Annotated in this window: 17 protein-coding genes; 9 read left to right on the plus strand and 8 right to left on the minus strand. The window is 41.4% G+C overall.

Features of this window, described 5'->3' with window-relative positions; genetic code table 11:
- Nucleotides 1-10 precede the first annotated feature (10 nt).
- A complete protein-coding gene (locus tag FC093_RS02940) occupies nt 11-1672 on the plus strand; it encodes an OmpA family protein (protein ID WP_137260223.1) in 1662 nt (553 codons plus the stop codon).
- Between the two features lie 356 nt (nt 1673-2028).
- On the plus strand, nt 2029-3900 hold the full coding sequence (htpG, locus tag FC093_RS02945; protein WP_137260224.1) for a molecular chaperone HtpG: 1872 nt from the start codon (nt 2029-2031) through the stop codon (nt 3898-3900).
- A gap of 183 nt (nt 3901-4083) precedes the next feature.
- Here the strand turns inward: htpG and FC093_RS02950 are convergent, their stop codons facing one another.
- Nucleotides 4084-4800, minus strand: a complete 717-nt coding sequence (locus FC093_RS02950; RefSeq protein WP_137260225.1) for a head GIN domain-containing protein — start codon at nt 4798-4800, stop codon at nt 4084-4086.
- Between the two features lie 118 nt (nt 4801-4918).
- On the opposite strand from FC093_RS02950, the gene FC093_RS02955 reads away from it, so the two are divergent.
- The 4 genes from FC093_RS02955 to FC093_RS02970 all read left to right on the plus strand — a co-directional run bounded on the left by FC093_RS02955 (nt 4919) and on the right by FC093_RS02970 (nt 10881).
- A complete protein-coding gene (locus FC093_RS02955; RefSeq protein ID WP_137260226.1) occupies nt 4919-6172 on the plus strand; it encodes a hypothetical protein in 1254 nt (417 codons plus the stop codon).
- A gap of 145 nt (nt 6173-6317) precedes the next feature.
- Nucleotides 6318-8507, plus strand: a complete 2190-nt coding sequence (locus FC093_RS02960; RefSeq protein WP_137260227.1) for a glutamine synthetase III family protein — start codon at nt 6318-6320, stop codon at nt 8505-8507.
- A 460-nt stretch (nt 8508-8967) separates the two neighbouring features.
- The gene (locus FC093_RS02965) at nt 8968-10368 is read left to right on the plus strand and encodes a sugar porter family MFS transporter (RefSeq protein ID WP_137260228.1); all 1401 of its coding nucleotides are present in this window, start codon (nt 8968-8970) and stop codon (nt 10366-10368) included.
- A gap of 99 nt (nt 10369-10467) precedes the next feature.
- Nucleotides 10468-10881, plus strand: coding sequence for an EamA family transporter (locus FC093_RS02970; RefSeq protein WP_137260229.1), 414 nt, complete (start codon nt 10468-10470; stop codon nt 10879-10881).
- Between the two features lie 240 nt (nt 10882-11121).
- Here FC093_RS02970 and FC093_RS02975 read toward each other — a convergent pair whose 3' ends face one another.
- Both FC093_RS02975 and pta read right to left on the minus strand, forming a co-directional pair.
- Nucleotides 11122-12327, minus strand: coding sequence for an acetate/propionate family kinase (locus tag FC093_RS02975; protein ID WP_170970975.1), 1206 nt, complete (start codon nt 12325-12327; stop codon nt 11122-11124).
- Nucleotides 12328-12452: 125 nt separating this feature from the next.
- Nucleotides 12453-14546: a phosphate acetyltransferase gene (gene pta / locus FC093_RS02980; RefSeq protein ID WP_137260230.1), complete on the minus strand. Its 2094-nt coding sequence runs from the start codon at nt 14544-14546 to the stop codon at nt 12453-12455.
- Between the two features lie 791 nt (nt 14547-15337).
- Here pta and fcl point away from each other — a divergent pair.
- Nucleotides 15338-16276: a GDP-L-fucose synthase gene (gene fcl, locus FC093_RS02985; protein ID WP_137260231.1), complete on the plus strand. Its 939-nt coding sequence runs from the start codon at nt 15338-15340 to the stop codon at nt 16274-16276.
- Between the two features lie 345 nt (nt 16277-16621).
- Nucleotides 16622-17719 carry a GDP-mannose 4,6-dehydratase gene (gene gmd / locus FC093_RS02990; RefSeq protein ID WP_137260232.1) on the plus strand — a complete coding sequence of 366 codons (1098 nt, stop codon included), beginning with the start codon at nt 16622-16624 and terminating at the stop codon, nt 17717-17719.
- Between the two features lie 74 nt (nt 17720-17793).
- Here the strand turns inward: gmd and FC093_RS02995 are convergent, their stop codons facing one another.
- From FC093_RS02995 to FC093_RS03015, 5 genes are all read right to left on the minus strand, one after another.
- Nucleotides 17794-19845, minus strand: coding sequence for an alpha-amylase family glycosyl hydrolase (locus FC093_RS02995; RefSeq protein WP_137260233.1), 2052 nt, complete (start codon nt 19843-19845; stop codon nt 17794-17796).
- 36 nt (nt 19846-19881) lie between these two features.
- Entirely contained in the window at nt 19882-20115 is a 234-nt protein-coding gene (locus FC093_RS03000; RefSeq protein ID WP_137260234.1) for an alpha/beta hydrolase family protein, read from the minus strand.
- Complete coding sequence (locus FC093_RS03005; protein ID WP_137260235.1) at nt 20112-20432, minus strand: hypothetical protein; 321 nt, start codon at nt 20430-20432, stop codon at nt 20112-20114. The genes FC093_RS03000 and FC093_RS03005 overlap by 4 nt, the downstream gene beginning before the upstream one ends.
- Before the next feature lie 269 nt (nt 20433-20701).
- Nucleotides 20702-21280, minus strand: a complete 579-nt coding sequence (locus FC093_RS03010) for a helix-turn-helix domain-containing protein (protein ID WP_137260236.1) — start codon at nt 21278-21280, stop codon at nt 20702-20704.
- Nucleotides 21281-21360: 80 nt separating this feature from the next.
- Nucleotides 21361-21930: a helix-turn-helix domain-containing protein gene (locus tag FC093_RS03015; protein ID WP_137260237.1), complete on the minus strand. Its 570-nt coding sequence runs from the start codon at nt 21928-21930 to the stop codon at nt 21361-21363.
- Nucleotides 21931-22081: 151 nt separating this feature from the next.
- Between FC093_RS03015 and FC093_RS03020 the strand changes: the two genes are divergently transcribed.
- Entirely contained in the window at nt 22082-23434 is a 1353-nt protein-coding gene (locus FC093_RS03020) for a multicopper oxidase family protein (RefSeq protein WP_137260238.1), read from the plus strand.
- Nucleotides 23435-23438 lie beyond the last annotated feature (4 nt).

Raw genomic sequence — 23438 nt, forward strand, 5'->3', positions numbered from 1 at the left:
TATACCAACCATGGTAAGCAAAAAGTATGTAGCAATGCTGGGCCTTTTAGGAATGGCTCATGGTGTTTTTGCACAAGACACCAACACGACCACGACCACGACCTCTCCGCTTAGTAATACACAGAGTGGATGGGATGACTCTTCAAAGATTTCTACGAAGAACATGGCTCAATATAATGAGTTTAGAAACAATGCGTATCCTTATCCTGCCAAGCCACGCGATATGTGGCAGTTGGGTTTGATAGGCGGTGTTACGGTACCTTTGTTTGATGTGCCAAATGCCTCTTTCCCGGGCTATACTGCCGGGCTGTATTTAAGGAAGTCTTTGGGTTATACAGTGTCTATGCGGCTTGCTGCACAGTATGCAGGCGCAAAAGGTTATGGGTTAGCACCAACAAGCCCACTGAACCTGCCACCAGCAGTACGCAACGCATATACCTCTTCGGGAATGTCTTGGGTTCCTAATTATAAAATGCAGGCGGTTATCCCTTCTGTAGAATTAATGTTTTCTCTTAAAAACATTTTATTTCACCAGGGAAATCCTAAGTCAAATATATATTTGACTGCGGGTTATTCACCAATGTTCTACCATACAAAAATTGATGCATTGAACGGAAGTGCCCCTTATAACTTCGGTAGTATTAATTTTGATGGCGACCGCGGTGATATAAGAGATGCTGTAAAGAATATGCTTGATGGCGATTATGAAACAGATGCAGATATTCAACATCGCGTCCAGACCTTAGGCAGCGATTTTAACCGGGATAAATGGCGCTTTAGGCATGTAGGCTTTATTGGCGGTGGTTATGAATTCCGCTTAGGCCCAAGAGCTTCTTTAGGTTTTGAAGCTAAATACTACATCACTGGTGATGATTACTTAGACGGACGTGCTTTGCAGAATGATGGTTCATTGACACCAGAAAAAGATAAGCTTGTTACCGGTAATATTACCTTAGGCTTCAACATTGGTGATGCCAGCAAACGTACAGAGCCAAAATGGTTCATCAACCCGCTCAACTACATTTACAACGAAGTAAATGCGCCGCAGCACATGAAAATACCAACACCGGTATTGCCAGATGCTGATGGAGATGGTATAACTGACCAGTTTGACCAGGAACCAAACACACCAGCCGGTGCTGCTGTTGACTCTCATGGTGTAGCAAGAGATAGTGATGGTGATGGTGTACCTGACTATAAGGATAAAGAATTGCTCACACCGCAAAAATGCTTCCCTGTAAATGCTGATGGTGTTGGTACTTGTCCTCCAACATGCTGCGATTCTATAGCTGCTGGCTTAATTCAGCTTAAGCCAAAATGCGACCTCGGTATGTTGCCAAGCATCCAGTTCAAAGGCAGAGGCATTACTATCAGCACAGCCGCACAAGCTTCATTAGCAGCCGTAGCTCAGCAAATGCAGGCAAATCCTGATTGCAAAGTGAACGTAACCGGACACGGTGCTTCTGACAAACGTGCACAACAACTTAGCTGGGATAGAACAAATGCTGTAATCCGCTACCTGGTTGAAAAACAAGGTATCTCCGAAAACCGCTTTATCTTCCACTATGGTGTAGAAGGTGATCCTAACACGGTTGACCTCGAAGGCACTGAAGAAGAAGGTCCTAATACTGCTCCGGCTCCAAACCCGCAGTATCAACAACGCCGCAGATAATTTGCACATAAATTTTGCTTAAGCCGCCTCAATTGTGGGGCGGCTTTTTTATTTTAAAGTCCGTAAGATATATGTTGCTTAAGAATAGTTGTTTGTGCCACAGCGTTGCAAACGTCATCAAGCTGCACAAAGGAGGATATAGTTACATTGTATGACTATTTTGCCAACAGGCAGGCGTTTTTCGTTAAGTCTTCAGGGGTTTTATAAATGTAACAGCTTCTAAAATTGCTTGCCATCCTGTCAGCTACAACACCTCTGGTATTTTGTTTGTTATTCGGGTTTATACATTTGCCGGAGGTAATTGCTATGCTTTTGGCGAATGTTATTTACTTCATTTAGTATAAATAAAAATAAATATGCAAAAAGGACAGATACGTGTACAAACGGAGAACATATTTCCGATTATTAAAAAATTTCTCTACAGCGATCACGAAATATTTTTGCGCGAGCTGATAAGTAATGCCGTAGATGCTACGCAAAAGCTGAAGACTTTAGCTTCTATTGGCGAAGCCAAAGGCGAGTTGGGTGATTTGCGCATTGATGTAGAACTGGATGCAAAAGAAAAGACGCTAAGTATTACCGACCACGGTGTGGGTATGACCAAAGAAGAAGTAGATAAATACCTCAACCAGGTAGCTTTTAGCGGTGCCGAAGAATTTTTAAGCAAGTATAAAGATGCGAATATTATCGGACATTTTGGTTTGGGTTTTTACAGTGCTTTTATGGTGAGCAGCCGCGTGGAAGTATTAACGCAAAGCTACCACGAAGAAGCGCCAAGCGTGTATTGGAGTTGCGATGGCAGCCCGGAATTTGAATTGTATGAAATTGAAAAAAGATCACGCGGCACCAAAATCATTCTTCACATTAATGAAGATAGTCAGGAGTTTTTAGAAGCTAACAGAATTAAGGGTATTCTCGAGAAGTTTTGCCGCTTTTTGCCTGTACCCATTTACTTCACCGAAGCAGGAGAAAAGCTCGATGAGGAACAAAAGCCAATTAATAATACCAATCCTATCTGGACTAAAAAACCTTCTGAGCTAACAACTGAAGACTACCAAAACTTCTATCGTGAATTATATCCTTTTGGCGAAACACCACTGTTTTGGATTCACCTCAATGTGGATTATCCATTTAACTTAACAGGTATTCTGTATTTCCCTAAGATTAAACAGAGCTACGAAATACAGAAAGATAAAATACAGTTGTACAGCAACCAGGTGTTTGTAACTGATGAAGTAAAAGACATTGTACCTGAATTTTTGATGTTGCTGCATGGCATCATAGATAGCCCCGATATTCCGTTGAACGTAAGCCGCAGCTATTTGCAAGGAGATCCTAACGTAAGAAAAATTAATACCTACATTACCAAAAAAGTTGGAGATAAACTGGATGAAATATTCAGGAATGATCGCCCGTCGTTTGAAGAAAAGTGGGAAAGCCTCGGCTTATTTGTAAAATATGGTATGATAACCGACGATAAGTTTTTAGAAAAGGCAAATAAGTTCTTCATCATGCAAGATATAAAGGACAACAAGTTTTATACATTGGAAGAGTATAAAATGGCAACCGAAACGCTGCAGAAGAATAAAGAAGGCAAGCACGTTATTTTATATACCACCGATCCGGTGCAGCAGGATGCTTACATACAAGCCAGCCAGCAAAGAGGGTATATAGTGGTAAAAATGGAAACGCTGATAGATGCTGCTTTCATCAACAATATGGAGATGAAGTGGGAGAATGTACACTTTGTACGCGTGGATGCTGATATTGTTGACAATCTCATAGATAAGCAGGAAAAAAACGAAAGCGTACTAAGTAAAGAAGAAACAGAGCAGCTACAACAATTATTTAGTTTTGAATTGCCCCAATTGCATGCTACAGTAGAAGTAAAAGGTTTAAGTCCCGATACGCCGCCGGTAGTGGCTACACGTCCCGAGTTTATGCGGCGTATGAAAGATATGGCCGGCATTGGCGGTGGCGGTATGACTGCCTTTTACGCCCAAATGCCCGATGAAGTAATGCTTACAGTCAATGGCAATCATCCAATCTACCAGGCATTGCTGAAAGAAAGTGATGCAACTAAAAAGGAAAAGCAGATTCGTACTTTGGCAGATTTGGCATTGCTGTCGCAGGGGTTATTAAAGGGTAATGATTTAACCAATTTTATTAATCGTAATGTAGAACTGATGCAGCAGTCTGATAAAAGCACCGCCGGTGCAGAAGCATAAAAGATAATTTTTAGAATAAACAAAAGCGCCACCTTTATACAAAGTGGCGTTTTCGTTTAATAATAGCGGTTCTTTCAGTTTGTACCATTCTACATTCAATAGCATAAGATATACGTAATTCAAGCCTTCTTGCTTACAGTTTGCAGCTTGTGGCTTAAATAAGCAATCCGGTTGAAAATGCTTTTACATCTTTTCTACTTTGCCGCTGCCCGATATTTTAGTGCTTACGCTTGCATTGCCGGTGTAATAAATATGTCCGCTGCCACTTATTTGTGCATCAAGCGATTTGGAAGCATTCACGCGCAGGTTACCACTCCCCGACATTCTTGCATTCACATGTTGGCTCGCTACATGCCCGCAATCTATATCGCCGCTACCACTTTGTGCTACTTCCAAATCATCGTTTACCTCGCCTTCCATTTTTACCGAACCGCTGCCAGACATGCTGATAGACATGCCCGAAAACTTATCGAAATTTAAATTAATCCTGCCACTACCCGACACAGCAACAGCGGTTGTTTGTGTGCTTGTAAAGTTACCATTGCCTTTTATTTCTCCGCTGCCACTTTGTTTAAGCCCGTTAATCGTTGTCATGCTTACATGCACGCGCAAAGGTACCTGCGGCTTTATACTTGTGCGTTCTTTTACTTTAATGGTCAGCTCGCCGTCTTTTACATACGTTTCTATATAAGGCAAAAGATTTTCATCGCCTTCCAATTGTATGGTATTACTGCTGCCATACCCGATCTCTACTTTTATTGGTCCGCCGCAGGCCAACGATGTGTAGCCGCTCATGTCGCGTGTTTCGGTTTTAGCAATGCCATTGCCTTTAATAACGTCCCAGATAGCAAATGACGGTATGCTTGCTGCAAGGCAAAGCAGCAGTAATAGCTGTTTCATAATGATGTTTTACATACAACGTAGCAGATGAATAAAGGTTACAACCTTAAAAATTTGAACAGAACAATCCATCAGCAACATAAATACAAAAGCTTTATTTTGCTGTTAAACTATCTTTTTGCAACCACTACTGTTTATAGCATACCTGTTTATTTTTTGCTGGTTAATTACCCGTATTTCATTCTTTAAAAATGCGCCGCTCAGTAAGTGGTGGCTTATTGCTATTTTTTTATTGAAAATAATAGCAGGCTTTACTTATGCATGGTTCTTTGCACAGCCGCAATACATCAATACTGCCGATACCTGGAATTATTATCACGCCAGCTTAGCTGAAACAGACTGGCTGCTGCGCGACCCGGTTGGATTTATAAAAGATTTATTTCACAACAATTACGCGCAAAGCGGCAATTTATTTAACAATGAGTCTTCTTACTGGAACAATTTAAAAAGCAATTCCATTATTAAATTGATTGCAGTCATAAACGTATTTACCGCTAAAAGTTATTATGTCAATATCATCTTCTTCAATTTTTTATACCTTTTTGGCCCGGTAGCGTTGTACCGGCTGGCAGCCACTCATTATCCGCAACGAAAACTTCTATTTTTTCTTTCGGTATTCCTCTTGCCTTCTTTTTTGTTTTGGTGTAGTGGCATCCATAAAGACGGGCTTATTTTTTCGGCCATGATGCTGGCCGCTTATAGTTTATACAAGCAATTGCAGCAGCAAAAAATATTGGTCACACATTGCCTGCTCCTGTTGTTATATTCCATCGTATTATTTGCTTTGAGAAATTTTGTGTTGTTGCTTTTAATTCCTGCATTAGCAGCCTGGGTGCTAAGTGAAAAATATCCTTCGAGAAGAGGATGGATATTTGTTGGCATTTACCTTTTTTGTCTCATCGTTTTTTTTACTGCGAAATATATACATCCGGCACTCAATTTTCCGCAATATGTAGTAGAAAAACAGTCTGAATTTAAAGAATTAACTGGTAATTCCAGCGTTGTTCTTCCACCGTTGGAGCCTTCATTTACCGGCTTTACTGTCTTCCTTCCGTATGCCATAGACATGGCTTTGCTGCGGCCGCACTGGAGTGATATAAAAAATATAAGTTATGCTGCGGCCGCAGCCGAAAATGCATTACTGCTGTTAATGATAATAGCGGGTATTTGCAGTGCTATTTATTACAAAAAAATAACGCCTTTTACGCTGTTACTCATTCTTTTTAGCTGCACATTGTTATTGCTCTGCGGCTACACCGTTACATTTGCCGGTGCAGTGGTGCGATACAAAAGCATTGCTACGCCTTTACTGGCAACCGCCGTTTGTACCATATTACCGGGAGGTACCAAAAATCGCTCATATATATTATAAAAACATTTATTTGTATTTTTTTAAACAAGTCGTGTTTATTTTTTAATACTTTTGGCAAATTTTATAAATCATTGCATTCATTTATATTAAGTCTGCATGAGTCGTTGCATCTCTTTATTATTTTTTAAAAACTCTTTTTCAAATTATGTCATTAAGATTTCAGGCTATTAATGATCTTACCAACAATGGTGAAAAGCCAAAAGAAAGTTCGGCTAAAATCACCGCTATTTTTGGTGAAAATGTTTTTACATTAAAAAAAGCCCGCGAATTTTTGAGTGATGATGCTTACAAAAGCTTAGTTGGCAGCATCAGAGGCGGTAAAAAAATCGATCGCTCTATGGCCAGTCAGATTGCCAGTGGCTTGCGCAGTTGGGCCGAAGGTAAAGGTGTAACGCACTTTACGCACTGGTTTCAGCCACTCACCGGTACCACTGCCGAAAAGCATGATTCTTTTTTTACTATAAAAGGCGATGGCACTGCTATTGAAGAGTTTGATGGTGCCGCACTCATTCAGCAGGAGCCGGATGCTTCTTCTTTCCCTAGCGGCGGTTTGCGCGCTACTTTCGAAGCCCGCGGTTATACTGCCTGGGATCCTTCTTCGCCTGCTTTCATCATGGAAATTGGTAATGGTAAAACGCTTTGCATACCTACCATTTTTGTTTCTTATACCGGCGAATCGCTCGACTATAAAGCGCCGTTGCTAAAAGCACTGGAAACATTAAACAAATCGGCTGTAGAAGTAGCCAATTATTTTGATAAAAACGTAACGAAGATTACGCCTACTTTGGGCTGGGAACAGGAATATTTTGTAGTTGATGCTGGCTTGGCAAATGCCCGTCCGGATATATTGTTGGCTGGTCGTACTGTATTTGGTGCCGGTCCTGCCAAAGGTCAGCAACTGGAAGATCAATACTTTGGTTCTATCCCGGAGAGAGTATATGCTTTCATGCGCGACTTTGAAGCAGAATCGTACAAGCTGGGTATTCCTTTGCGTACCCGCCACAACGAGGTAGCGCCTGCACAATATGAGTGTGCACCTATTTTTGAAGAAGTGAATATCGCCGTTGACCACAACGTGCTGCTGATGGATATTATGACGCGTGTGGCTAAACGCCACAGCCTGGTGGTGCTGCTGCACGAAAAACCTTTTGCAGGTATCAACGGCAGTGGTAAACACAACAACTGGAGTATGGCTACCGATACCGGCGTTAACCTGCTGGCACCCGGCAAAACGCCAAAAACCAATCTGATGTTTCTTACTTTTTTTGTGAATACCATTAAGGCTGTACATGACTATGCCGATTTGTTGAGAGCTGCTATTGCATCGGCACCCAACGATCACCGCCTCGGTGCAAATGAAGCACCGCCAGCTATTATTTCTGTGTTTGTAGGGCAGTATCTGGCTAAAGTATTATCTGATATAGAAACCAGGGTTAGCAATAAATTTGACGAGCAGGATGAGGCAATACTGAAGCTGGACCTGCACCGCAGCATTCCCGAACTGATGCTGGACAATACCGACCGTAACCGTACTTCTCCTTTTGCCTTTACCGGCAATAAGTTTGAATTCCGGGCAGTAGGTTCTTCTGCCAACTGCGCCAATGCCATGATTGCATTGAATACTATTGTAGCCGAAACACTGAAGAAATTTAAAGAAGAAGTGGACGGGCTGATAGAGAAAGGGGATAAGAAAGAGATTGCTATCATGCACACAATACAACGGTACATAGTAGAAAGCAAAAAGGTATTATTTGAAGGGGATGGCTATAGCGAAGAATGGGCGCAGGAAGCCGCAAAACGTGGCTTACCTAATGTAAAAACCACTCCACTGGCATTGGATGCTATGGTTACCGATAAAGCCAAGCATCTCTTTGAAAGCAATAACGTATATAACCACCTCGAACTGGAGGCCCGCCATGAAATAGAGCTGGAAAACTACATTAAAAAAGTACAAATAGAAGCCCGCATTATGGGTGACCTTGCGCTGAATCATGTTATTCCGCCAGCCGTAACTTATCAGAATAAACTGGCAAAAAATATTGCCGCTTTAAGGGAAGCAGGCTTACAGGAAGATGCATATACAAGTCAGTGCGAAATTCTGAAGCAGATTTCAAGGCACATACAAGTGGTATATACTAAGGTAAAAGAAATGGTGGAAGCGCGTAAAGTGGCTAACAACATGACCAATACCCGCGAGAAAGCTATTGCCTATTGCGATGAAATAAAAGGTAAATACTTTGATGAAATCCGCTACCATGTGGACAAACTGGAGAACCTGGTAGATGATGAATTGTGGACATTGCCTAAGTACCGCGAATTGTTGTTCTTAAGATAAGAGAGCATATCATTAATTGATAAAGCAAAAAGGCTGCACTTGATGTGCAGCCTTTTTGCTTTATAGCACACGGATGACATGGACTAAAGCACGGATTTATTTTTGGATAAGGATTGTACTGATAAACAGCCACTGATTAATCTGATTCATTTCACTTAATAATCCCCTCTTATATGTGTCGCAGCCATATCATCCGTGTGCCTATATATATGTGCAATTCTTGTAATTCGCATTTGAATAATTCGTGCAAAAAACCTGTGCTTCAGTCCGTATCATCCGTGTGCTATTATATGATAAATTGTTTAAAACACTTTTCTTCAACTATTCTCCAAATGCCATTGGAATAATGTAAAAAACGCTATCTTTCACTTCAAAAAATGGAAGTGTAAAAAGTAAGTAAAAGACTGCTTTTACAACATAGCTTTCATTGATAAGAAGAAACCACCGCAAGCCATATACTATGCACATAGAAAAATCCTCCGAAACTTCCGCGGCTATAACAGCTCAGGCTCAGAAAAATAATTCATTGTTCGGTATTTCGTTGATTGCCGCCTTAGCAGGTTTTATTTTTGGATTCGATACGGTTGTTATTTCGGGTGCAGATAAGCCTATTCAGGAGCTGTGGCATACATCGCCATGGTTTCATGGATTTTTTATTATGTCAATGGCATTGTGGGGCACAGTGGTTGGGGCTTTATGCGGTGGCTGGCCTACACAAAAGTATGGGAGAAAAAAAGTGCTCATCTGGATTGGGGTTCTTTTTACGGTTTCTTCCATTGGCTCGGCATTGGCACCTAATCCATATATCTTTTCTTTCTTCCGTTTTATAGGTGGCTTAGGTATTGGCATTTCATCGGTAGCAGCGCCAACGTATGTTTCCGAAATTTCCACGCCAGCTTCGAGAGGCAGGCTGGTAGCCATGTACCAGTTTAATATTGTATTTGCCATTCTGGTGGCTTATATTTCAAACTATTTGCTGAAAGGTATTGGCGGCGTTAACGACTGGCGCTGGATGCTGGGCGTAATGACAATACCTTCCCTTATCTATTCTGTGCTGGTATTTACCATACCCGAAAGTCCGCGCTGGCTGGTAACCAAAGGCAAAGAAGCCGAAGCCAGAAAAGTGTTGGAACAAATTGGTATCATCAACATAGATGAAGAAATAGCCGGTATCAAAGCAGGCATACAGCATGAGACCAGCGGCAGCAATTTGTCGGGCTTTTTTAGTGCCAGGCACAAAACCATTCTGTGGCTTGCATTTTTTGTGGCTTTCTTCAACCAATGGTCGGGTATTAACTTTATTTTGTACTATGCACCGCGCATTCTCGAGCGGGCGGGGCTGGCAGCGAAAGACTCGCTGTTGAGTTCTATCACTATTGGCGGCACCAACCTGGTATTTACATTTGTTGGTTTGTATCTCATTGACCGCCTGGGCAGAAAAACGCTGTTATTAATTGGTTCTTTTGGTTATATTATAAGTTTGATGGCTGTAGCCTGGTGCTTTTACAGTCATGCAAGCCCTGGTTTATTAACCTTCTTTTTAGCTATGTTTATAGCAGCCCATGCAGTGGGGCAGGGCGCTGTTATCTGGGTGTTTATATCCGAAATTTTCCCTAATAAAATTCGGGCATTAGGGCAGTCTTTTGGTGCCAGCACGCATTGGGTATTTGCTGCAATTATTACACTTATTTCTCCTGTTTTTATTGATAAAGACAATGGTATTTTAAAAGATAATCCGTGGCCCATTTTTGCTTTTTTTGCTTTTATGATGGTATTGCAGTTGATTTGGGTAATAACGAAAGTGCCCGAAACAAAGGGTAAATCACTGGAACAAATACAGCAACAACTGGGTATTGAGTAAAGCGGAATATAGTTTGCATAAACGTTGCACAAATAAATACCTGTTGCATTCGCTTAAGCAAAGTAAATGGTATAATGGTATTTAAAAACTGATTCTTCAATGTGGTGGATATATGCTTTGCTCTCTGCTTTATTCGCAGCGCTTACAGCCATTTTTGCCAAGGTTGGCGTTACTAATGTCAATTCCGACCTGGCTACGGCCATAAGAACAATTATTATTCTATTCGTTGCGTGGGGCATTGTTATTACGCGCGGCGAAACGAAAGGGTTACCTGCATTATCAACACACAATCTTATTTTTTTAATTATCTCCGGTATCTGCACCGGCTTATCATGGATATTTTATTTCAAAGCCTTGCAGATAGGCAAAGTATCGCAGGTAGCGCCGGTAGATAAATTAAGTGTTGCTTTGACCATTGTGCTATCTGTTGTATTCTTGGGCGAAGCATTAACGTGGAAAACTGCTGTTGGTGCCATTCTTATTATTGCCGGTACACTGGTACTCATCTTTTGAATAAATGCCTCTATGTAGTAAGTAAAATTGATACCCGCCACATTACCATTTCTATATCATACACGGGTAATTTTTTAGCATTGCTAATGCCTGCCGGTAGTTTACTTTATTGTAGAAAGTATTGCAGCGTAATACTGAGCTTTTTAGTAAATACGTGTTTTATTTTACAGCAGAGAACGGGGATAAAACACAGGAGCATACAGTAAGCTATATACTTTGCGTCTTTGTGTCTTCGCAGTATCAAGAGCCGCCCAGCAACTCAAAACATTGCTTTGCTATTTCCAGTTCTTCGTTGGTAGGTATTACCAGTACTTTTGTTGTAGCATCAACTTTATTAATCTCAAGCATATTATTTACCCGCACATTATTTCTTTCATCATCTATGCTGATGCCTAAATAATCCATATTACTGCATATTCTTCTCCGCATACTGCTGTCGTTTTCGCCTACTCCTGCCGTAAAGATAATCGCATCCAATCCGTTCATGGCAGCAGCATAGGCGCCAATGTATTTTTGAATGCGATATGCATACATTTTGCAGGCAATTTCCGCTTCTTTATCACCATTTTCTACTTTCTTGTTTACATCGCGCATATCTATAAAGCCGGTAAGTCCCAGCATACCACTTTGTTTATTTAATAAAGTGCTTACCGTATCGGGTAAATAATGGAGTTCATTTATCAGATAAAAAATAACAGACGGGTCAATATCTCCGCTGCGGGTGCCCATTACCAGGCCCGCCAGCGGACCAAAACCCATGCTGGTATCTATACATTTGCCGCCAACTACTGCTGCCATACTGCAACCATTGCCAAGATGAATAGAGATAAGTTTGGCAGCAGGATTTTGCAAATACTGCATGGCTTGCTTAGTTACATAATCGTGGCTTGTGCCATGAAAGCCATACACACGTATGCCGTCGTTGGTGTATAATGAAGTGGGAAGGGCATACCGAAATGCATACTCTGGCATCGTTTGATGAAAAGCCGTATCAAAAATGGCTATTTGTTTAGCGCCGGTAAATACTTTTTCTGCCACTTCGATGCCCGTATAGTTGGCAGGATTGTGTAGCGGTGCTAATGAAAACAGCTTATGAATACTTTCCTTTACTTCAGTCGTGATGAAGGTCGCCGATGCAAATTTTTCGCCGCCATGCACCACGCGGTGCCCAACGGCATCGATGGACTGGAGGTTATCAATTACTTTATTAGCACCATGCGTTAATAAATCTACTGCCTGCTGCAAACCGGCTTCATGGTTGAGGAGGGGGAGTGTTTGTTCTGCTGTATCTTCTTTGCCACCGATAAAAGTTTTATGCTTGATGGTGGCATTTACGCTGCCAATCCGTTCTATCAATCCCGTACAAACTGGCTGTATAGAAGGCATTTGAAACAACTGATATTTGATGGAGCTGCTGCCGGAATTAATTACAAAAATATTCATCATATAGAGGCAAAGTTATTTAGCCGTAAAGGAGCAAAGACAGAAAGAAATAAGGCAATAAGAAAATGTACATCAGGAGTTATATTCTTTTTCTCTTTGCGCCTTCATGCCTTTATGGCTGCCAAAAATTATTTATCCTGACACTGGATAGCGGTAATGATTACCGTATTAAAAATATCATCTACCGTGCAGCCGCGGCTCAGGTCATTGATTGGTTTATTGAGGCCTTGCAGCATGGGACCAATAGCTAGGGCACCCGTCTCGCGCTGCACGGCTTTGTAGGTGTTATTGCCTGTATTGAGGTCGGGAAAAATAAGCACGCTTGCTTTGCCGGCTACCTGCGAGTTGGGCAGCTTTTGGCTGCCTACTACCGGATCTACTGCTGCATCGTACTGGATAGGTCCTTCTATTTTTAAATCCGGTCTTTTGCTTTTTACTATTTCGGTTGCTTGCCGCACTTTCTCTACATCCGCACCTTCGCCCGAGGTGCCGGAAGAATAAGACAGCATGGCAACTCTTGGCTCAATGCCAAAACGCCGGCTGCTTTCTGCCGATGAAATAGCAATTTCGGCTAATTGTTCAGCAGTAGGATTAGGATTCACCGCACAGTCGCCAAATACCGATACGCGTTCAGGCAAACACATGAAAAATACCGATGATACAATAGAAACGCCGGGCTTTGTTTTAATAAACTGCAATGCAGGTCTGATGGTATGCTGTGTAGTGTGTACCGCGCCCGATACCATGCCATCGGCATAGCTTTTATATACCATCATGGTTCCAAAATAAGATACATCAGTCATCAGGTCGCGCGCCATTTCCAGCGTTACATTTTTATTCTTCCGCAACTCATATAAAGTATGCACAAAGTCGTCGTAGTATTCTGAAGAAGCAGGGTTTACAATATTAATTTTATTAATATCCAGTGTTATACCCAGCCGTTTGATGGCGGCCGCAATCTCGCTGCTATCGCCCAGTATGGTGAGCTTTACAATATCCTGGGCAATCAGGCGTGCTGCTGCCCGCAGTATGCGGTCGTCGTTGCCTTCGGGTAGCACAATATGCTTTTTCTCGCTTTTTGCCCATTTTGCCAACTGATACAAAAACATGTGCGGTGTAATACTATCTGACCGGTATGTAACAATCTTTTCATCCAGTGCTTTAGTGTCCATGTACTTATCAAACACCGTAATAGCTAACTCTATTTTCTTGCTGTTGTCGGGTGTAATGCGCGACTGGATATTGCCTATTGTAGTGGTGGTTTCAAAAGTGCCTGTTTCTACGGCAATGATGGGTATAACAACAGGCGAACCTTCAATCAGCCGCATCATTGGCTCTTCGGGCAATGTGCCGGCAGTGAGTACAATACCAGCAACTTTGGGGTAAGAGGCAGATAAATTTGCCTGCAACGCCCCAATGATAATATCACCACGGTCGCCAGGCGTAACAATGAGTACATTTTCTTTTATATACGACAAAAAATGCGGCAACTGCATGGCGCCTACAATAAAATGATCCACCTGATTAGTGAGTTGTTGCTCGCCAAAGAGCAGCTTGCCATTTAGTTGCTCATTTATTTCTTTCATAGTAGGGCTTAGCAGGTTTCTATCCAGTGGAATCACGGCAAGGATAATATCTTTGGGCAGTTGCGTACGCAGTAGTTCGCGCACATCCCTTTCCTGCCCGGGGTTTACTTTGTTGACCACCAGGCTCAATACCTGCACCTCACGTGTTTCAAAATTGTGCCATACATTGAGGGCAAAATTGATGACCTGTGCAGTGGTTTTGTTATCGCCCGATACGACTATTACCACCGGTGCACCCAGGTTTTTGGCAATGAGAATATTGTATTCAAATTCAAAAGCAGTGCCTTCGCCCACAAAATCGCTGCCTTCCATTACCGTAAAATCGTATTGTTCTTCCAGCTTTTTATACTTGCTGATGATGGTGTTTATAATCTCGCCCTGGCTATTGCTTTCTATACCCTGCAACACCTGCTGGCGCGTAAAGGCATACGCATCGTCGTACACCACCGGCAGCGAAAAATAAGTGAGTACCGTATCTATATGCACTTCCCTTTTACCATTGTTATCGCCATTAATGATAGGTTTGAAATACCCAATTTTTTTTGCTTTGCCAAGCAGCATATTAATAAGCCCAATGGTAATGAGTGACTTGCCGCTATACGGTTCGGCTGCCGCTATAAAAATCATTTTTGTCATGCACCTATGTTGGTTTTATATGCGAAGGTAAAAGAGTAGCAAGGAACAGACCAATGGCTTATAAAATGAATAGCGGTGAGGGCTGGTTATAAATGTTCAAAAGATTATTTTACTGCCATTTGGGTTGAAATAAGGTACTTTTATTCCGGTTTTGTGCTTAAACTGGCAGGAGAAAGCAGCAGTGCTTTAGGATAAATCATTGGTTTCGTAAACACTGATTTTTCTACTACCTGCATAATCTGTTAGCAGCGGATGACAAAAGCAGTCTTGACTGTTAAATTAAACTGCATAAGAGTAAGTAGTACTTCCGGGCAAAAAAGTACAATCACACGCCGGTTGCAATCAATACAAACTTACTATACATAAAGTACTGGCACGATAACAAATAATAGAACATTATGGACTGCCTAATCTGGCATTAACAGGTACAGGTCACAGGGATAATATCTAACTTTTAATTACTTTAGCAGAAAAATACCTTGGTTAGTACAAGTTGAGGCATTTAAATAACACATAAGTTCCTGTTTTCTGATAAAGCAAGGACAAAAACCTTAAACACGCATTATTAAAATCAGTATAAAATATAGCGAAATTTTGAAGTGTGGCTTTGAGCCTTATTACACAATGGCAAACAAGAGTTTCTGGTTGAGCGTACGGCAATTACAGTTACAACCGCTATTATTTTGTACATCAGTGAGCATACATTGCCTTACTGGCAATAGTAGCCAGTTTCTTACAAATACTGGTCTATTCCATCATTCATCAAAACATTTATAACAATATTTGTAAATATGCTTTTATCCGATAAAATATACATTGCCGGCCACCGCGGAATGGTGGGCGGTGCTATCAAAAGGGCACTTGAAAAAAGGGGCTTTACCAACCTGCTGGTACGTACTTCTGCCGAACTGGACCTGCGTAGCCAGGTGGAAGTGAACCAATTTTTCAGGGAAGAACAACCAGCCTATGTATTTCTTGCTGCCGCCAAAGTGGGTGGTATTGTTGCCAATAATACCTACCGTGCCGAATTTCTATACGACAACCTGATGATAGAAACAAATATCATCCATGCGGCGTATGAAACAGGTGTAAAAAAGTTGATGTTCTTAGGTTCTTCGTGTATTTATCCTAAAATGGCGCCTCAGCCATTGAAGGAAGAGTACCTTTTGACCGGTCTATTGGAACCCACAAACGAGCCGTATGCCATTGCTAAAATAGCGGGCATCAAACTGTGCGAAGCTTACCGCGACCAGTACGGATGCAATTTTATATCGGTGATGCCTACCAACCTGTATGGCATGGGCGATAATTACCATCCACAGAACTCGCATGTATTGCCGGCTTTGATAGGCCGTTTTCATGAAGCGAAGGAGCGTGGCGATGCAGCCGTAGTGGTATGGGGAAGCGGTACACCCAAACGGGAGTTTCTATATGCCGATGACTTGGCAGATGCCTGCGTTTTTTTGATGGAAACGTACAACGATAAGAGCTTAGTGAATATAGGCACCGGCGAAGACCTGAGTATTAAAGAACTGGCTTATCTGGTAAAGGAAATCACCGGCTTTGAAGGTGATATTGTGTTTGATACCAGCAAGCCGGATGGCACACCGCGCAAACTGATGGATGTATCCAAACTGCACGGGCTTGGCTGGAAGCACACTACTTCATTAAAAGAAGGTATCCGTGCCGCTTATCAGGATTTTTTGAAAAAGGCGCACGCTATGGCATAAATACATTGATAAGTAAAATTGGTTAGAATATACAATTGTATTCGGATGGTGTTCAACCTAAAAGAATATCCTGCTAGCCAAACCATCCACTGAACTATTGAAATCCGTTTTAGAGTAAGTGGTGGCGTTGGCCCGGACAAATGCGCGGAGCGATCGGGTTGTCCTTGAATTTTTTTGTTACTTTTTTCTTTCCGGGGGAAAAAAGTAAATACGAACTACAGTTCTAAACCATCCCCAACACCTTTGATGTCTCACCATCCAAATACTATAAAGAACCTTTTTGACAGTGTACTTAAATAAAACAGATTTATACAATCATTCAATTATTCATATCAACATATCTACATGAAAACAGCTTTAATTACCGGGGTAAACGGACAGGATGGCGCTTATTTAGCCGAACTGTTGCTTCAAAAAGGCTATATGGTACATGGTATCAAAAGGCGCTCTTCCCTCATCAATACCGAGCGTATTGACCACCTGTACCAGGATCCGCACGAGCAGAATGTCCGCTTCCGGCTGCACTATGGCGACATGACCGACAGCACCAATCTCATCCGTATTATCCAGGAAACACAGCCCGATGAGATTTATAACCTCGCAGCCATGAGCCATGTAAAAGTGAGTTTTGATGAACCGGAATATACCGCTAATGCCGATGGTATAGGCACATTACGACTATTGGAAGCTATCCGGATATTGAAATTAGAAAAAAAGACGAGGATTTACCAGGCATCTACTTCGGAGCTGTATGGCTTGGTACAGGAAGTGCCGCAGAAAGAAACCACGCCTTTTTATCCCCGCTCGCCTTATGCCGTAGCAAAGCTGTATGCCTATTGGATTACGGTGAATTACCGCGAAGCATACGGTATGTATGCATGCAATGGCATCCTCTTCAACCACGAAAGCCCGCTGAGAGGTGAAACCTTTGTAACGAGAAAAATTACCCGCGGTGCGGCTGCTATTGCCCTGGGCTTACAGGATTGTTTGTATGTGGGTAACTTGGACGCTCGTCGCGACTGGGGACATGCTAAAGATTATGTAGAAGCTATGTGGCGGATACTACAGCAGGATGCGCCCGAAGATTTTGTGATTGCCACCGGTGTTACTACGCCGGTAAGAGACTTCATCCGTATGGCATTTGAAGAAGTGGGTATTATGGTAGAGTTTGAAGGCGAAGGTGCGAATGAAAAAGGGATAGTAACAGCTTGCACAAATGATGCTTACCAGTTGCCAAAGGGCAAGGTAGTAATAGCAGTAGATTCACGGTATTTTCGACCTACCGAAGTAGAGCTGTTGATAGGCGATGCTACGAAGGCAAGAACAAAACTAGGTTGGCAACCGCAATACGACCTGCCCGCATTGGTGAAGGAAATGATGCAAAGCGATCTGCAGGAATTTGATCGCAAAGGCTATTCGCATTACGAACACCTGATGGGCTAAGGAGCATAGAGATGACTGTTGGGAGTTGGCGGCATGCAGAAAGAAGCGTGTATTGTAAGTTGGTTATTCTAAACTTATTCAATAACAGGCTTTCCATTTTCCTGCATGCTGCCAACCAAAAAAATGCGTGTACAATAGCCATTCACAGGCACCTTTATTTTTTTCAAATTCATATTTTTATAACTAAAAACTTCTTTGGTTATAAGATCAGTGAGTGTAAGTGTATTCCCCTCCTTTTTCAATACTTTGTGTAAATCAAGTATAGCGTTGCGGGCAGATACATCCATGTTGATGACGGTTACAATATCTTCCTGCTCATCTCCCCGGTGAAATGCAACCATTGTAGCCGCGGGTGTAAGACTGATCTTTTGCATTGCCTGATTGCGAAGGCATGGATGAGCCGCACGGATAGCCGCAAGCTGCTGATGAAAACGAAAAAGACCATCTTTATCCTGTGCTTGTATAGATTCATCCGCTCTAAATGTTGGGGCTGCTTTGGAAGGCATTGTTGTTATGCCTGCTTCCTGTCCGTTGTAAATAAGCGGGATGCCAGGCAATGCAAAAAGGAGTGCTGTAGCCATTTTTGTACGGGACAAGTGGAGCGAAGTAATAAAGCGAGGAAGGTCATTGTTTTCAATAAAGTACAATCGTGGATGCGCCGAATCTCCATTATTGAATAATGCTTTTCTCAGCATATCTCCGCGCTTTTTTGCATGAGGAAAATTGAAAATAACCGGATTTTCCTGCGGGGCGTATTTATACTGCCAGGACCAATGTGAGACCCAGTTGGTATCGCTCGTCCAGTCGTAGGCAACATCAAAGCCTTTGGTGTAAGTACTGGTCATGGCACCTTTATCTTCTGCTAATAATAAGAGTTCCGGCTTGATTACTTTCAGTTCTAACTGCAGTCTTTTTCCAAAATCCGGTTTCCTTGCATTCACACCCCATACTGCATCAAAACGGTAGCCATCAATGTCCAATTTCTTTACCCAATACTTACAAGCTTCTATTACCCATTGCTGTACTTCTGCATTATCATAATTTAAATTTACCAGGTCTTTCCAGAAATAATACACAAAGCTATTTTCGTCTGTATGATAGTTGGATGAATATAGCACACCATCGCTTGTATGCTGGTAAAAGTTGTAATAATGCGAACCTGTTTTATACCTTACACAGTCCTGTGCATACGGGTGATGAATGGAAGTATGATTGGGTACAAAGTCAAATAGAACTCTTAATTTTAATGACTTTGCTGTTTGTATTAATTGTTGCAATTGCGTCTCGCTGCCCAAATCATCGCGAAGCGAAAAGTAGTCAACAATATCGTAGCCTTGTCCGCCACCGTGTGTTTTAAAAACCGGTTGCAACCATATAGTATTTACACCTAATGCTTTTATCTCCGGCAGTTTAGCGGTAATGTCATCATAAGAAGAATGCTTTACAAAAGCATGAGGGGTAATTTCGTATATCACTGCATCATTTATCCAGGCAGCATACATCGAATCTATGTTGAAAGCCTGCAGCTCTTTTTCATCTCTTGTAATAAAAGTTTTAAACCTTGCTGTATCCTTTCCAGATACAATGGTGAGATGGAAATAATAAATGCCATTTGCATCCGGTATTTGTATATAGGCTAATGAATCGTTCGCATTGCTAATTGTTACCGGCGCCGGATTGTTTTCATCATCTGTCCAGTGATATTGCAGCGGTTTCCAGGGGTTTAAAATAATGGAGGCATGCAATACGGCTGTGTTGTTTTGAATAACAGCATACGGCTTTATAACAGGTGTTGGATGATAGCCTAATTGCAGTGTAACCGTATCGGATATTACCCTATTATTACCATCATTTGCGTGCACCCAAATGTGGTTATCGTCATCGTGAAGTGTGAGCGAAAACGAAAAGGAGTTATCGTTGTTTACTGTAATAGTAAATGCTGTTGTATCGTGATGAACAGTTATTGTTTTTGTTGTAAAATCAACTAACGTGCCTTGTATGGTTTGCTGTGGAAGCCAGGCTACGGCATCGCGTGTATGTAATACAATAGAACCCGCCTTTAATTCTGAAAAGAATAAAAGGCAAGCAATAGAAAAAAGCAATATCCGCCTTGTTCTTTTATTCATGATTGTATTGTATGTGGATTAGATATCATTATAAAATTATCTGGCGGGCATCCATTGTTCAAACCACTCCATTGTTCTTGCACTCACCTCAATTATATCTTCAAATTGTTCAAAACTATGACCCTCATCGGCATATACCACCAATTGCGTAGGTACGCCCAACGCTTTTAGCGCATGCCAAAACTGAAAGGATTGCGGTGCCGGCGCTTCGCCATCGCTCTCGCCAACCAACACCAGCGTTGGCGTTTTAGCTTTTTTGATATACGTCATGGCAGATACTTTTTGGTAAGCGGCAGGATCGTCATACGGCGAAGCACCGATACTTTTATCACTTTTTCAGGATTAGACAGATTGATAAAAGAAACCATTTGACCATTTTCTCCATCAGCACTCCACGCAATAGCGGTTTCCTGCGCATTTAAGGTGGTTTGATAAACATAACGCACACCTGCCTGTACATTAAAGAAATGGGTGATAATATCTCTGTGGCTGGTTGCTTCTTTATTTTTGGAAATATCAGCTATTGTTTGTGCCGTAACAGTACAGCTAAGATGAACGAAAAACAGGATTATTATACATAAGAACATCTCTTTAAGAAAAGATAATCGTATTAATTTTAAAAAAAGAGAGTTGCTTGTATAGACTTGCATTCTCAAATATAAAAATTAATGAGATGGGCAGCAGGTATAAATTTGGAGGTGGTTTATAAATAGAAAACCTTGCATTTTTCCACTGTGAATTAGTAATGATATGCTTGCTTTTTTAAACATTACATGCCAAAAAATTTTAAAAATGCACTAGAACAAAGGCTTTCAGGTGTTGTAGGTAATCCAAATAAGTATAAAAAATAGTACTATTAATTGGCAGAAAAAACAACTTCTGTCTTTTGCTTTCTTACCTCTTTAAAAAAGGAAGGTGTTAAGCCAGTATGTTGTTTGAATTGAGTGGAAAGATGGGCTACACTATTGAAGTTTAATTTAAAGGCAATGTCAGAAAGTGTTAGCGGCGTGTAAACCAGGAACTCCTTCACCTTATTGATGCGAAATTCAATGATATATTGTTCTATGGTTCTTTTCTCCATAGCAATAAAGGCATCGCTTATGGCTTCATAATCTTTATTTAACCGTTCTCTTACCAGATTTGAGAACCGGAAGCCGTTGGGAAAATCAAAATTGCCGCAATAAACTTCTTCAACCAGCACTTTTAACTCTTTTACCACCTTTGTTTTCTTATCTTCCAGCAAACTAAAGCCAAGCAAGGATAATCTCCTTTCAAGTTCCAGGTGATTAAGTGCTTCCTCTTTATTCCAAATGGTCACTTCACCCAAAGTTACTTGTGCTGGTACATGACCTAATCTTTCCAGTTCGTTCTTTACAGTTAGTACACAACGGTTGCACACCATGCCCTTGATGAAAATTGTAGATTGCTTTTGCATATTAGTTGATTTGCTGCTGCAAAGATGAAAAAGCAAAAGCTGCAAATTGTTATATAATAACAACTATGATTTATATAATTTCAGGAGCCCACCTGGTCGAGGGGTTTGCGACCAAATTCTTTCGACTGCTTGTATTGCGAAGGTGTAAGTCCGGTAACTTTTTTGAACTGCTGCGAGAGATGTTGCACACTGCTGTAGCATAGTTTATCGGCAATTTCATTCAGACTAAGCTCATTATAAGCCAGTAGTTCTTTTGCTCTTTCTATCCTTTGCAGAATAACGTATTTCTCTATAGTAATACCTTCAACAGAAGAAAACAAAGCCGATAAATAATTATAATCAATACCTAATTTCTCAGATAGTAAAACGGAGAGCTTCTTGTTCATTACGGCATCGTCATCGCAATGAATATATTTAATAATACAGGATTTTATTTGTGTAACAATTGAAGCTTTGCGGTCATCCAAAAGCTCAAAACCTAAAACATGCAGATCGTCTTTTAAAGACAGGAATTGCTGATTGGTCAACGGTGTATTTAATTTGATCTCTCCTAACTCCACCGTGCTATAATCAATAGCAAGGGCAGTTAAACGCTGCTTCACCATCATAATACACCGGTCGCATACCATATTTTTTACAAACAATTCCATGTACTTAAAGATAAACGCTTTTTTCAAAATTACCACTCCCGGAATTATATAACTAAATGCCTTTAAACTATAACAGGCGCGGGATAGTGTCAGGTTAGTTTTGCATCATCAAACAAAATTATTTATTCCTTTCAAAACTAAAACAAGTAACATGAAACCACAAAACAACATTGTTGAGTACACGCTTGAAGCCAGCGAATTTAACTGGGAAATAAAGCCCGGGAAAACCATTGCTGCATGGGGCTTCAATAATCAGGTTCCAGGTCCTTTGCTGAAGGCAAAACAAGGTGATACTTTGGTAGTGAAAGTAGTGAATAATCTGCCCGAACCAACGCTCATTCACTGGCATGGCATCAGGCTTCCGGCTACGATGGATGGAACAGGTGAAGTGCAACAACCTATTCAGCCGGGAGAGCATTTTGAATACCGTTTTGAAGTGCCGGATGCAGGAACTTTCTGGTATCATTCCCATCAAAACGAAACGGTGCAAATGGAGCGTGGCATGTATGGTGGAATTGTGGTGGCAGCAGATAACGATCCCATAGTAGATAATGACAGGCTTTTTATGATTGATGATATGAAACTGACGAATGAGAATGCGTTTAAGAAACATGGTGCAATTGGCCGCTGGATAGAAAGACATGATGGACGTGAAGGAAGTACCTGCTTGCTGAATGGTAAAGAAGCTGCCATCTTGCATATGAATGCCGGCCAAGTAGAAAGATGGCGCTTTGTAAATGCAGCCAGCGCAAGGTATTTCTTACTCAGTTTGGGCGGTAAACCTTTTAGGATGATTGCAACAGATGGCGGACTATTGGAAAAGGCGAGAACAGAAACAGAGCTGTTGATTACACCGGGAGAACGGTTTGATATTGTAGTAGGCCCTTTTGAAGAAGGAACAATTATTAATATTGAAACGTTGCCTTATAATCGCACTACTTTTTTAAAGGCAAAGAAGCAACAATATGCAACCATACATGTTACTGCGGAGAAGCCTTCGAAAGCCTTTATACCCGAACAGTTAAATTGGATTGAGTCTTTAGCGCCGCAAGATGCCATAGCAAACCGGCAAGTAAAAATGTCTGTTGCACCGAGTTTAAAGCGCGGCATTGATTTTCTGGTAAATGATGAAATGCATTGCAATGATGAACCGGTAATGGTAGGCGATTTACAGGTTTGGGAAGTGTCAAACACAAGTATGATGGATCATCCGTTTCACCTGCATGGCTTTTTCTTTCAGGTATTGGAAGAAAACGGCAAAGTGCCGGCTTACAAAGCATGGAAAGATACGTATAATCTAAAGCCCAAAAGTACAATTAAAATAGCGTGGATGCCAGATAACCGCCCAGGAAGGTGGATGTATCATTGCCACATTTTAGAACATCATGCAGCGGGTATGATGGCCCATTTTGAAGTAGTTGACCCAAACAGTCCTGCTGCACCTAAGCAAAAGCCTGTGCATAGTTGCCAGCTTAAACAATTTCCTCACCATAAAACAAAATAAACAA

The sequence above is a fragment of the Ilyomonas limi genome (assembly GCF_005233845.1).
GTDB lineage: Bacteria > Bacteroidota > Bacteroidia > Chitinophagales > Chitinophagaceae > Ilyomonas > Ilyomonas limi.